A 12,103-nucleotide genomic window follows, 5' to 3' on the forward strand; every position below is an offset into this window, starting at 1 on the left:
CGGGGGATACCCTTGCGGCTAGTGTGAACACATCAACCAAGCCCGAGGAGGATCAAATGGCCTGGACTGCACCTAAACTCAAAGAAGTGAACTGCGGCATGGAAATCAATTCTTATGCACCAGCAGAGGACGAAGGCCGCGAGCAAGAACGCGACCTGTTCTGATCCGCAATAGACGGATAGAAGACTATGCAATTTCTGGTTCTCGGAGCGGCGGCAGGCGGTGGCTTGCCGCAGTGGAATTGCGGTTGCCCAAACTGCAACGACGCCCGAACGGGCAAAATCCCCTCCGCGAGCCAGTCTTCTCTGGCTGTATCCGTGGACGGCAACAACTGGGCGGTTCTTAACGCGTCGCCTGACATACGAGCGCAAATGCAGGCTTGCCCGCGCATGCATCCCCGCAGCTTGCGGGATACGCCAATCTCGTCGGTCTTGCTGACCAATGGCGATATCGACCATATCGCGGGCTTGCTGAGCCTGCGGGAACAGACACCGTTTACATTATTCGGCACTTCTGAAATTCTTGACCTGCTGACAGCAAACCGGGTGTTTGATGCTGTGAACGCGGAAAAAGTCCCGCGTCGCTCAGTGGCGATTGGTGCCTCTTTCATGATGTTGCCTAACCTCGAAGCACAGGTTTTCCCCGTGCCGGGCAAGGTCCCTTTGTTTATGGAGGGTGAGACCGTCAAAACCGATCTGGTGGGAGAACAAACCGTTGGGGTTCGGTTAAGTGATGGAACTCATGTCGCTTATTACATACCTGGCTGTGCAGAAGTCACCGAAGATCTGCTGATCACTATCGAAGATGCCGATCAGTTGTTTTTTGACGGAACGCTGTGGCATGACGATGAAATGATCCAGAGTGGGACCGGCGTTAAAACCGGTCAGCGCATGGGGCATATTTCGATAGGCGGCCCAGATGGCTCCATCGCGCAGCTTGCGCATCTGAAGGCGCGAAAAACGTTTATCCATATCAATAACACAAACCCTGTCTGGCAACCCAATAGCCCTGAACGCGCGTTTGTTTTGGAAAATGGCTGGGATATCGCTGCTGACGGGATGGAGATCGCGCTATGACGCACCCTGTTGCCACCCCAGAGATTGAAACGCTCGAGGACCGTCTGCGTGCGATTGGGGCAGAACGCTATCACGACAAGCACCCCTTTCATTACATGCTGCATGCGGGGGAATGTAACCCGGACCAAGTGCGGGCATGGGTGATCAACCGATGGGCGTATCAAGCCGCGATTCCAATGAAAGACGCAGCTTTCATGTCTCGCTGTGGCCCGGATATGCGTCGGAACTGGCGCAGTCGGATCGAAGATCACGATGGTGGCGTAGAAGACGGCGGCGGTATTCGGCGGTGGCTGAAGCTGGCCGAAGCGGTTGGGCTGGACCCTGACTATGTTGCATCTGGTCGGGGTGTGTTGCCTGCAACCCAATTCGCCGTCGATGCATATGTGCGGTATGTTCGGGATATGCCGTTGCTACAAGCCGTGGCATCGTCGTTGACGGAATTGTTTGCCCCATCCATCCATGAACGCCGGATTGAGGGCATGTTGAAACACTATGATTTCGCCAATGCGACTTCGATGTCCTATTTCAAAAAACGTCTGAGTGAAGCACCTAAAGATGTGAAATTTGGTCTGGCATGGGTGTTAGAGCACGCAGACACTGCTGAGAAAGAAGATATGGCCTGTGAGGCGTTGATCTTCAAAACGAGTGTTTTGTGGGCGCAGTTGGATGCTTTGTGGGGCGCATATGTTGAACCGGGTCGTATCCCGCCCGGTGCGTGGAAACCGGGTGAGGGGATGTTATGACGCTCAAGCTGTTGGCCGGGGATCGTCCGTTTTTACCCCGTGGGGTGCGCATCATTGATGACCGTGTGCGCGGAGGCAAAGTTTTGCTCGCGCCTGAAAAGGCGGTCGCATTGGATGCCATTGGCGAAGCGATCCTGTCGCGTGTCGATGGCGAAACCCGGTTTGATGCTTTGATCGCTGATTTGGCCGCGACGTATGATGCCCCTGCGGAACAAATCACAGGCGACGTCCAAACCTTTCTCGTTGGCCTGAGGGCGCGGATGTTTTTGGCGGTGCATGCATGACGGCGCCCCCACCCATCGCCATGCTGGCTGAGCTGACGCACCGCTGCCCATTGGCTTGTCCCTATTGTTCGAACCCAACCGATCTGCTGACGCGCGATCACGAGTTGGACACGGAAACCTGGGCCGATGTGTTTCGTCAGGCCGCAGAAATGGGTGTGTTGCAGCTGCACATTTCGGGTGGTGAGCCTGCCTCGCGTCCTGATCTGGTGGAATTGACCCAAGCTGCTGCTGAGGCCGGTCTTTACACCAACCTGATAACCAGCGGTGTTGGGTTAACCCCGAAACGGCTGGATGCGCTTGAACAGGTTGGGCTGGATCACATCCAGCTCTCGTTGCAAGGCACCACTGCAGACTTGGCGGATTGGATCGGCGGTTACAAAGGCGGCTTTGATCGCAAGATGAAAGTTGCAACCGAGATAAAAAATAGGGGCATTCCCCTGACGTTGAATGCGGTCATGCATCGCCACAATCTTGATGATCTTGAACGCACGATTGAAATGGCGGTGGATTTGGGCGCTCGGCGGCTCGAGGTGGCTTGTGTGCAATTTCATGGTTGGGCTGAAACCAACCGAGATCAATTGCTGCCGACATTGGAACAGACCAAAGAAGCGAAACGTATCGTATCCGAGGCGGAACACCGATTGCGCGGAACGATGGCATTTGATTTTGTTCCACCAGATTATTATTCTGACTTTCCAAAGGCCTGCATGGGTGGCTGGGGGTCGACAGGGTTGAATGTCACCCCGGATGGAACGGTTTTGCCCTGTCACGCAGCGGAAAGCATTCCGCATCTCAAATTCGACAATGTGAGGGACCGAACACTGTCCGAAATTTGGTACAAAAGCGAGGCCTTCAACGCCTATCGCGGTACCGATTGGTTGCCAGATCCGTGTCAGAGTTGCGACCGCAAAGAGATTGATTTTGGCGGATGTCGTTGCCAAGCGCTTGCCCTGGTTGGGGATGCCAGTGCAACGGACCCGGTGTGCCATAAATCCCCACATCATCAGAAAGTGGTTCAGGCACTTGAGGCGGCGCTGAACACGCCAGAGCAGGATCTGGTTTATCGCAAATTGCCGACTGTCTCAAAGCAAGTGGTTTAGTGATCCATCCTTAGACAGCCAACAGCAGGTGTTGCGCTGTCTAAGGGGTAAAAACTCGTGCAGTTTAGCGTTGGGGTGGGGTCAACCAAATCGCAGACCGGCCCCGGTTTGAGGCTTTGATCTCCATCTTTGCGATTGATTGCATATGCACCTCGTCAGGGCCGTCGGCATACCGCAAGGCACGCGCCCACGTATAGCTGTCGGCAAGCGGGGTATCCGGCGTCAATCCCATTGCACCAAAGGCTTGCATCGCTCTGTCGGTTACCGTCGCGTGCACATTCGGGGCGACCACTTTGATCAACGAGATCTCTTTGCGGGCCGCTTTAGCGCCCACCTTGTCGATTTTCCAAGCGGCTTTGAGTGTCAGCAAACGGGCCTGTTCGATTTCAAGGCGCGAGCGGGCGATCCATTCGCGGGTAACGCCTTGCTCTGACAGGTACTTCCCAAACGTTTTGCGCTCTTGCAACCGTTCAATCATCAGATCCAGCGCCATTTCGGCGGCCCCAATGGAGCGCATACAGTGATGGATGCGGCCGGGGCCCAATCGTGCTTGAGCAAGGGCAAAGCCACTGCCTTCTTCGCCCAAAAGGTTGCCAGCAGGGACGCGTACATTCTGGAACACGATCTCTGCGTGGCCCTCGGGGTCATGCATGTTCAAAATGGTTGGGTTCCGTACAATTTCGACACCCGGCGTATCGCGTGGAACGATGATCATGCTTTGCTGTTTGTGGGTTTCTGCGTTTGGGTCGGTCTTTCCCATGACTATCAGAACTTTGCAATTCGGATGGCAGGCGTTGGTGATAAACCATTTCCGTCCATTGATCACATAGTCATCGCCATCCCGACGAATTGAGGTCGTGATGTTGGTCGCATCCGATGACGCAACATCGGGTTCGGTCATGGCAAAAGCAGATCGGATTTCGCCGTTGAGCAGAGGAACCAACCACTCTTTGCGCTGCTGTTCTGTGGCGAACATGTGCAACAATTCCATGTTTCCGGTATCCGGCGCGTTGCAGTTGAAGACTTCGGAGGCCCAGCTGACCTGACCCAAAATTTCCGCCAATGGTGCGTATTCCAGGTTGCTCAGGCCAGTGCCCGGTTCGTCGTCACGAAGGCTGGGTAAAAACAGGTTCCAGAGACCTTCTGCTTTTGCCAGAGCTTTGAGATCTTCCATGAAAGAGACGGGAAATTGACCCGCCTCAATCTCGGCTTTGTGGGCCGGGATGCGCGGGTAGATATGCGTTTCCATAAAGGTCATCAGTTTTTGGCGCAATTCTTCAGTCCGTGGAGAATGGTCAAAATCCATGGGATACCTCGTCTAGCTTTGTGAAAGATCAGCGGTGTTTGACCACGTGATATCAAGCCACTTGTCATTCTGGAAATTAATATTCAGAATTGGCATCATTCACATAGAGAATGATGATGCGCTTGAACCGGCTCGACCTGAATTTGTTTCTGGTCTTTGATACGATTTATACGGAACGCAACTTGACCAGAGCAGCGGAACGTTTGTCGTTGACGCAACCAACCGTCAGCAACGCTTTGGCTCGGCTACGACATGCTTTGGATGACCCATTATTTGTCAAAAGCGGGAGCGGAATGCAGCCCACCAGCTTTGCCGACAGTATTGCGGGCCGTGTTTCAGATGCGTTGACCTTGCTTCAATCGGCCTCGCTCAAGGCGGAACGATTTGATCCGGCAACCAGTCGTCGGATTTTCCGGCTGAGCGTCTTGGATCTGCATGACGCGGAACTGCTGCCGGATCTTGTGCAAGACCTGAGCCATCGGGCGCCGGGGGTTGAGCTTCGGGTGCTGCGTCTGCCCCGGGCGGAGTTGCCCAAAGCTTTGGCGCGCGGAACTGTCGAAATCGCAACCGACATTCCCTTGCGCGATACCACAAATTTGAGCAGCCAGATTGTTGCCAAAGACAGCTATGTCTGTGCTATGCGACCGGGTCATCCGGCAGGGAGCCAAGAGCTTACGCTCGACGCTTATTTAGAGCTTAAACACATCCACATTTCTTCGCGCCAACAGGGGGCCGCAGCCGTGGATATTGCGCTACGCAGGCGTGGAATACGGCGACAGTTCGGGTTGCAAATGCAGAATTATTATTCGGTTGTTCCAATCGTATTGGGAACCGACATGGTGGTTACGTTGACGCGCGATCTTGCCAGACGGTTTGGCCTGCAGGCGCGACCCTTGCCGTTGGCAGTTAAGCCGCTGGAGATTCATCTTTATCGGCATATCCGCTCAGATGGGGATGCAGCGATTGATTGGTTGTTTTCGCGTATTTTGGATCTGTCACAGAGTTCAGGCCAGCGTTCAGAACCGACCAGTTAGGGATTGAACCGAGGCATGGCCCCGACTTCCTTTGAGGTGTGATAGTCACAAACGCTCTTAACGCTCACGGAGCAAACGCAATGCGTTGGCTACGACGGCAAGCGACACGCCAACATCCGCGGCGATTGCCCCCCACATTGAGGCCATGCCCAATGCGGTCAAACCCGCAAACAAAGCTTTGGTTACTAGGGCAAATCCAATGTTCTGACGAATGATTGACATGGTGTGGCGTGAATGGTTGACGAGCCAAGGCAGTTTGCCGATGTCATCGCTCATTAATGCGATGTCGGCAGTTTCAATTGCCGCATCAGATCCCACCGCACCCATCGCAATTGCAATGTCAGCGCGCGCCATCGCGGGGGCATCGTTGACCCCATCCCCAACCATCGCCACAACAGCATAGGTTTCGGTCAAGTCCTCGATGGCTGCGGCCTTTTCTTGTGGCAGCAATCCGGCGTGAACCTCGTCAATGCCAACTGTTTGAGCAACGGCACGGGCAGTCGGTTCATTGTCCCCCGTTAACATGACAATCTTTTTAACGCCCTGTGCGTGTAGCTTTGAAATCATAGCGCGCGCATCGGGGCGGATTTTGTCGCGCAGTTCAAGCAGGCCGAGCAGGTTTGTGTCATCTCCAATGGCAACCAGAGTGCTGCCGGCTGTTTCAAACTGCCGTTTTAGGGCGTCTGGGATTTCTAACCCCTTTTCGTGCGCAAAACGTTCAGACCCCAGCCACACGTTGCGCCCGTCCACGATGCCTTCGACACCGCGGCCAGGGACAGTGCGGGTTTGTTCGGCAGGAGCGGTTTGACCTGCATAGGTCACAATAGCGCGGGCAAGGGGATGGGACGATCTGATTTCCAGCGCAGCTGCGATTTGCAACAAGCTGGCGTCGTCTTCCATAAAGGACTGGACCGACGCGATTTCGGGCGTTCCTTCGGTGATCGTGCCTGTCTTGTCGATTGCCAAGGCGGTCAGTCGGCTGGGGATTTCGACATAAGCGCCCCCTTTGATCAGCACGCCATTGCGTGCTGAGGCGGCAAGGGCCGCAACAATGGACACGGGCGTTGAAATCACCAAGGCGCAAGGGCAGGCGATGACAAGTAAGACAAGCGCGTTGTAGATCCAATCCGTCCAAGCGGCCCCGAACACAAGTGGCGGGACAATGGCGATGAAAGCTGCGAGTCCCATGACGAAAGGGGTGTAGATGCGGGCAAATTTGGTGACCCACTGTTCAATATCCGCGCGCCGGGAATGCGCATCCCCAACCATCCGGGTGATTTTTGCCAACACCGTGTCGCTTGCGATATTGCTGGCTTGAATGGTCAGCGTGCCTTCGCCGTTGATGGTTCCTGCGAAAACCGTGTCTCCTGCCTCTTTTAGGACCATGGCGCTTTCACCGGTTATCGGGGCCTGATCGACGGCCCCAATGCCGCTTTGCACTGTGCCGTCTAGGGGAATGCGATCCCCACCCCGCACGATAAAGATATCGCCAATCGCGACCTGTGCGGCAGGGATATCCTGTTCTGTTTTCCCATCTTTGGAAATGACTCTGGCCGTCGCTGGGGCGAGGTCCAACAACGCGGCGACGGCATTGCGCGCGCGCCCGACGCTCCAGCTTTCTAAGGTAAGTGAAAGTGCAAAAAGAAAGGCGACGGTGGCGGCCTCAAAAAATTCGCCCAAGATAACCGCACCACAGACGGCGACAATCATTAGCAGGTTCATATCAGGGGAAAGGCGACGCGTAGAGGACCATGCTTTGGGCGCGACTAGCCATGCCCCAAAGAGTATGGCGAGTAAGAATAGGCTGATCTCGATGTTGGGCATCGGGGTGTCACCATGGCCGGAAAAAATGGACAATCCACCAACCAGCCCGGTTTCAATCATGTGATAAATCAATCCAGCGGCCCAGAAACCCGCTGAGAGAAAGGTAAATTGTTTCTGCCGTTTCAGGTGGGCGGAATGGTCCGCTTTGGCAGATTGATCATCCCACTGCTTTGCGCTGAGCCCTGTGGAGGCAACGCGCCTGATGACTTCATCGTCCTGCATCGGAATGGCGGAATCCAAGATCGTCATGCGCGCATTTATGACATCAAACGCCAGGTGGACTTCGCCCCCTAAGTCCTTGGCCAAAACCTTGTTCAGGACCGCCACTTCTTCGGCGCAATCCAGTCCTGCCACGCGGAAACTGCGCCCGACACCGGATTTCGCGGCTGGGTTTGGGATTTTTGTGTCGCTGCCGCAGCAACTGCTGCAAGTGGACTGAGGGGCGATAATAGAACCTTCGTGATGCATGGAAAAGCTCCGGAATGGATGTTCCTGATATAGATAGGACCTCTAGTGGCAGTAGCTTCAAGAGCTTTTTCATCTTTTTTTGTCAAGGCGAGGGGGATCGCCCTTAGCGCGCAGGTGTTAAGCTGAGGATGGCCAGTTTTGCCTTGATCTGACGGATTGAGTGGTTAGCTCTGCTATGTATAGAGACTAGAGGTTTTCATGCTCACAATCGGCACGCTGTCCCGCAAAACAGGGACCAAAGTCCAGACCATCAGGTATTATGAACAGATTGGGGTGTTGCGCGAACCTGGCCGGACCGCGGGTGGGCAAAGACGCTATCTTCAGAGTGATCTGGACCGATTGGCCTTTGTGCGCCATGGACGGCAATTGGGTTTTTCGCTTGATGCAATTCGGGATCTGCTGGGTTTGGCTGACAATCCTGAGCAATCCTGTTCACAAGCGGATTCAATTGCCCAGCAACAGCTGTTGCAAGTGCAGCAACGCATACTCAGGTTGCAAGCTTTGGAGCAGGAACTTAAACGGATGATTGCAGAATGCGCAGGCGGGCAAGCCGGGGATTGCCGGGTTCTGGATGTATTGCGGGATCATTCCGAGTGCCTGACGGATCACGAGAATATCGGGGAATAGTCGTTCGCACTCTTCTCATCTGGAACGCAGACAGCGGCCTAGTCGTGAGGTCTAAATAGGCGGTCCGGTCCTAAAGTCAGGAACCGGTTGATCCAAGATGGAAATCAAACATTCCTCGTCACAAAAATCTATCGGCCAGTTTCAACTGAGCGCACTCAAATGATTGGCTATGCTTGAGCCAGAGCATTTTTGAGTGGCAATGCGATATGACTGCTGTCATGACGTATTCTTGCCGCGCACCGCCCTCAGTGAAAAGTTCACGAGGCCTGCGCTTAGTCTTTGCTTTCCCAAACTGAACGAAACGAGATCACGGCGATGGGATCTCTTATACCCGTGGTAAGTTTCTGCGAGACGACCCACAACAGCGCTTTGTTACCTACAAACTGCAATCAATTGTAGTGGCTGCAATGGGCCCTGACCCTAAGACACTTTGGCTGCCTCAAAGCCAAGGAATTTCGTTGTGTTGCTAACTGGACGCCGGCGAGACACAACCGAGTTGGCGACAAATCCTTCATCGGGCCAGCCCAAGGCAACACAGGTCAGAATAACCTGATCGTCTGGGATCTCTGCAACTTCCCGCACAACTGGGCTTTGCATGATGCCCTGTCCGTTGATGACCGCGCCCAACCCTCGTGCCCAAGCGGCGAGAACCAGACCATAGGTCATGGCGCCAGTGTCAAAATGGGCAATCGTGTTGTTCAGCAGTGAACGGTCAAAGCAGACCACAATTGAGACGGGCGCATCAAATTGCCGAAACCCACGCATGACCCAGTCCTGACGACGCTCAGCATCGTGGCGTTCGATGCCCATCGCCTCGAACAGTTGTACTGCGATTTCGATCTGCCGTTTGCGGTGCTCGCCTTCATAGGCGGCATAATCCTCAATATCGCGCGTCGGGGTCACACCGCCCAGCATCCGCTCGGTATTGCCTGTGCGGACGCGTTCCAGAGGTTCGCCTGTCAGCACATGCAGATGCCATGGTTGCGTGTTCATTGAGGAGGGCGCGCGATTGGCGAGCTCAATCACCTCTTCCAGTATCTTTTGTGAAACTGGCGCATCGGTAAATCCGCGAATAGAGCGGCGTTCGCTCATGGCTTGATCAAGTTTCATGTTTTGCTCTCTGTTGGTCTTTGAACGCGGGTCGCCCGAGCCATTCGGCCATAAGGGTGGGCTTGCTTCGTCGTTTATTGCGATTGTTAGAATGTTGGGGCGCGATTGGGGCGGCGCGCGCAGGCACTAGGAAGCCGGGTGCGATGGAAGTCCAAGCCACTGCACGTTCCAGGGTCACGTGAACTCGTTGCGCGTAGCGTTTCATGCTGGTGAAAACATCGATCGCTCTTTGGTCATTCGTGATCCTGTTCGATAGGCTCGCATTGGCACTGATCTTGCGTGGTTCATTGATGTGTCGCATCTGCCGGCCTAGGCTCCTCCGAGTTACGTCATCGTGACCACAACTTTGCCAAGTGCCTTGCGGTCTTCGAGCAGTTGGAGCGCGTCGCTGGCTTGTGCCAACGGGAAACGCGCAGAGATTTGTGGTCGGACTTTACCCTCTGCGTACAAGCGAAACAGATCGCCCATGTTTTCTGCATGGCTCTGGGGCTCGCGTACCGTATGGGCGCCCCAGAATACGCCAACAATCTGACAACCTTTCAGTAGCGTCAGGTTCAGTGGGATTTTCGGGATACCCGCCGGGAAGCCCACCACCAGATAGCGGCCCTTCCATGCCAGAGCACGTACGGCTGGTTCTGCATAATCGCCACCCACCGCATCATAGACGACATTCACACCCTCACCGCCAGACAATGTCTTGATCTGTGCAGAGAAGTCTTTTTGCGCAGCCCGGTCGGACATGTCGCGAGGGTAGATCAGGGTTTCATCTGCGCCGAGGTCACGGCAGAACTGCGCCTTCTCCTCTGAAGACACAGCGGCGATAACCTTTGCACCTGCTGCCTTGCCCAGTTCGATTGCAGCAGCCCCAACACCGCCCGCAGCCCCCAAAATCAAGAGGGAGTCGCCCGGTTGAATCGCGGCGCGGTCCTTGAGTGCGTGATGCGATGTGCCGTAGGTCAGCACGAAACAGGCGGCCTCGTCGTAAGGCATCGCGTCAGGGATTTTGATGACGCGCGTCGCGTCTGCCACGACCTGTGTGGCGAAACCGCCAAAGCCGACCATGCCGAGCACGCGATCTCCGACCTTCAGACCGCTCACCTCTTCGCCAACAGCGTCAACCTCGCCTGCAATTTCGCCGCCGGGGGCAAAGGGGCGGGGCGGTTTCACCTGATAGAGGTCGCGGATGATAAGCGTGTCGGGGAAATTTACGCCCGCTGCATGGACCTTGATGCGGACCTGTTTCTTGCCCGGTTCTGGGGTCGGAGTTTCGCTTAGAACCAACGTATCCGGTCCGCCGGGCTCAGTGCTGAGCATAATTTTCATTGTCTACTCCCCCTCAATGTATTGGCATAAAGTTGGGACCTTGCGTTGAATCTTGTCAACCGCAATTCCGGCGTTAATTCCGCACTGCGGAATTGCTGTCCGCATACTGACGTGACGTTCTTATCGCATGGAGTTTTAGGAATGACGGTTAACCCCTGATGGCTTCCGAATAGAGCAATCCAGGAAGCTAGAGGGAAACAGACACGACCTCTACGCGCGGTGTTGCGTTACCTGAACTGGTTCCCCAATCGCCTCGGGGCCGGGGGCATTGGAGCACCAAAAAGACGCGCTGAGGAAAGCTGTCTTTGACAGGCAAGACGCTGCATTTAGAGGCGTGTCAGAAACCTTTGTCAAAATTTCTAAATGGGTTGAGACCGCGCCTAAGATCAGGAATTTGATGTCGTAAAATGTCGGCGAAGCTGGTGTGCTGCATTGGTAATTTTGGCTATTTCCTTGGCTTTTGCTTCTTTCGCATGGCCGCAGTCATTCAATGCGCGCTATGGCAAGGGGTGGACGGTAAAGTTTCAATACCTGCATACGTTTTGATGCTGGGCGCTTTGTTTCAGTTTCCGCACAACGCGGCTGTGGCGCACTGAGCCGAGAATAATGGGCTGATGGACGACCGACACAAAGACAGCTCAGACAAGGATCGCAATTTTGTCACCGCCTTGGTGCGCGGACTAGAGGTACTACGCTGTTTTAGAGATGGTGAATCCCACCTAAGCAACACTGTCTGTTGGCCTATGCCTCAGACATGAAGCTGTTCGGACTGTTGCTATACCTGCGTGGTTTAAGGCGGCCACTCGATAAAAAGTGACCGCCGCGCACATTAGCCAAACACAAAAAAGCAGAACTTGTTTCCGTCGGGGTCACGGGCATAAGCACCATAAAACCGATCGGGAATGCGCTGACCGGGTGCACCGTCATCGGTGGCCCCCAGTTCCAATGCGCGGGCGTGCATCTGGTCCACCTCTTCTTTGTTGTCTGCGGTAAAGGCAAGCATGGTGCCGTTGCCCGGTGCTGGGTCGCCCTTGTCATAGGGTTCGCAGACTGCGACCATTGGCTGGCCCTTTGCCACGCTAATAAAGGCGATGCGACCATTGTCGATAACAACCTTGCCGCCCTTATCGGCAAACAGTCCTGCGTAGAAGGTTTTGGCGCGTTCCATGTCATTCACGCCGATTGTTACATAACCGATCATATTTTGT

At 54.8% G+C, this 12,103-nt stretch carries 12 protein-coding genes; 7 read left to right on the forward strand and 5 right to left on the reverse strand.

From position 1 onward, the window contains the following. Positions 1-56: 56 nt before the first annotated feature. The 5 genes from pqqA to pqqE are packed head-to-tail and all read left to right on the forward strand — an operon-like array spanning position 57 to position 3,203. Entirely contained in the window at positions 57-164 is a 108-nt protein-coding gene (pqqA, locus tag ABWV33_RS17075; RefSeq protein WP_113822179.1) for a pyrroloquinoline quinone precursor peptide PqqA, read from the forward strand. A 24-nt stretch (positions 165-188) separates the two neighbouring features. After that, positions 189-1,076 carry a pyrroloquinoline quinone biosynthesis protein PqqB gene (gene pqqB, locus ABWV33_RS17080; RefSeq protein WP_353332447.1) on the forward strand — a complete coding sequence of 296 codons (888 nt, stop codon included), beginning with the start codon at positions 189-191 and terminating at the stop codon, positions 1,074-1,076. Next, positions 1,073-1,819: a pyrroloquinoline-quinone synthase PqqC gene (gene pqqC, locus ABWV33_RS17085; RefSeq protein ID WP_353332449.1), complete on the forward strand. Its 747-nt coding sequence runs from the start codon at positions 1,073-1,075 to the stop codon at positions 1,817-1,819. The genes pqqB and pqqC overlap by 4 nt, the downstream gene beginning before the upstream one ends. Further along, positions 1,816-2,103, forward strand: coding sequence for a pyrroloquinoline quinone biosynthesis peptide chaperone PqqD (gene pqqD, locus ABWV33_RS17090; RefSeq protein WP_113822176.1), 288 nt, complete (start codon positions 1,816-1,818; stop codon positions 2,101-2,103). The genes pqqC and pqqD overlap by 4 nt, the downstream gene beginning before the upstream one ends. Further along, a complete protein-coding gene (gene pqqE / locus ABWV33_RS17095) occupies positions 2,100-3,203 on the forward strand; it encodes a pyrroloquinoline quinone biosynthesis protein PqqE (RefSeq protein WP_353332451.1) in 1,104 nt (367 codons plus the stop codon). The genes pqqD and pqqE overlap by 4 nt, the downstream gene beginning before the upstream one ends. Positions 3,204-3,267: 64 nt before the next feature. Here the strand turns inward: pqqE and ABWV33_RS17100 are convergent, their stop codons facing one another. Next, complete coding sequence (locus tag ABWV33_RS17100) at positions 3,268-4,509, reverse strand: acyl-CoA dehydrogenase family protein (RefSeq protein ID WP_113822174.1); 1,242 nt, start codon at positions 4,507-4,509, stop codon at positions 3,268-3,270. Positions 4,510-4,625: 116 nt separating this feature from the next. Here ABWV33_RS17100 and ABWV33_RS17105 point away from each other — a divergent pair, with 116 nt between their 5' ends. Next, on the forward strand, positions 4,626-5,543 hold the full coding sequence (locus ABWV33_RS17105) for a LysR family transcriptional regulator (RefSeq protein WP_353332453.1): 918 nt from the start codon (positions 4,626-4,628) through the stop codon (positions 5,541-5,543). Between the two features lie 57 nt (positions 5,544-5,600). Here the strand turns inward: ABWV33_RS17105 and ABWV33_RS17110 are convergent, their stop codons facing one another. Next, positions 5,601-7,835 carry a heavy metal translocating P-type ATPase gene (locus ABWV33_RS17110; RefSeq protein ID WP_502930920.1) on the reverse strand — a complete coding sequence of 745 codons (2,235 nt, stop codon included), beginning with the start codon at positions 7,833-7,835 and terminating at the stop codon, positions 5,601-5,603. 198 nt (positions 7,836-8,033) lie between these two features. On the opposite strand from ABWV33_RS17110, the gene ABWV33_RS17115 reads away from it, so the two are divergent. Beyond that, positions 8,034-8,462: a MerR family transcriptional regulator gene (locus ABWV33_RS17115; RefSeq protein WP_121998828.1), complete on the forward strand. Its 429-nt coding sequence runs from the start codon at positions 8,034-8,036 to the stop codon at positions 8,460-8,462. A gap of 420 nt (positions 8,463-8,882) precedes the next feature. On the opposite strand, the gene ABWV33_RS17120 is transcribed toward ABWV33_RS17115, so the two are convergent. From ABWV33_RS17120 to ABWV33_RS17135, 3 genes are all read right to left on the reverse strand, one after another. Beyond that, the gene (locus ABWV33_RS17120) at positions 8,883-9,572 is read right to left on the reverse strand and encodes a nitroreductase (protein ID WP_113822171.1); all 690 of its coding nucleotides are present in this window, start codon (positions 9,570-9,572) and stop codon (positions 8,883-8,885) included. A gap of 324 nt (positions 9,573-9,896) precedes the next feature. Continuing rightward, positions 9,897-10,895: an NADPH:quinone oxidoreductase family protein gene (locus ABWV33_RS17125; RefSeq protein ID WP_353332456.1), complete on the reverse strand. Its 999-nt coding sequence runs from the start codon at positions 10,893-10,895 to the stop codon at positions 9,897-9,899. A gap of 829 nt (positions 10,896-11,724) precedes the next feature. Beyond that, positions 11,725-12,096, reverse strand: a complete 372-nt coding sequence (locus ABWV33_RS17135) for a VOC family protein (RefSeq protein WP_113822167.1) — start codon at positions 12,094-12,096, stop codon at positions 11,725-11,727. Between the last annotated feature and the right edge of the window lie 7 nt (positions 12,097-12,103).

Origin of the sequence: Phaeobacter sp. NW0010-22 (genome assembly GCF_040365955.1) — a bacterium.
Taxonomy (GTDB): domain Bacteria; phylum Pseudomonadota; class Alphaproteobacteria; order Rhodobacterales; family Rhodobacteraceae; genus OMPR01.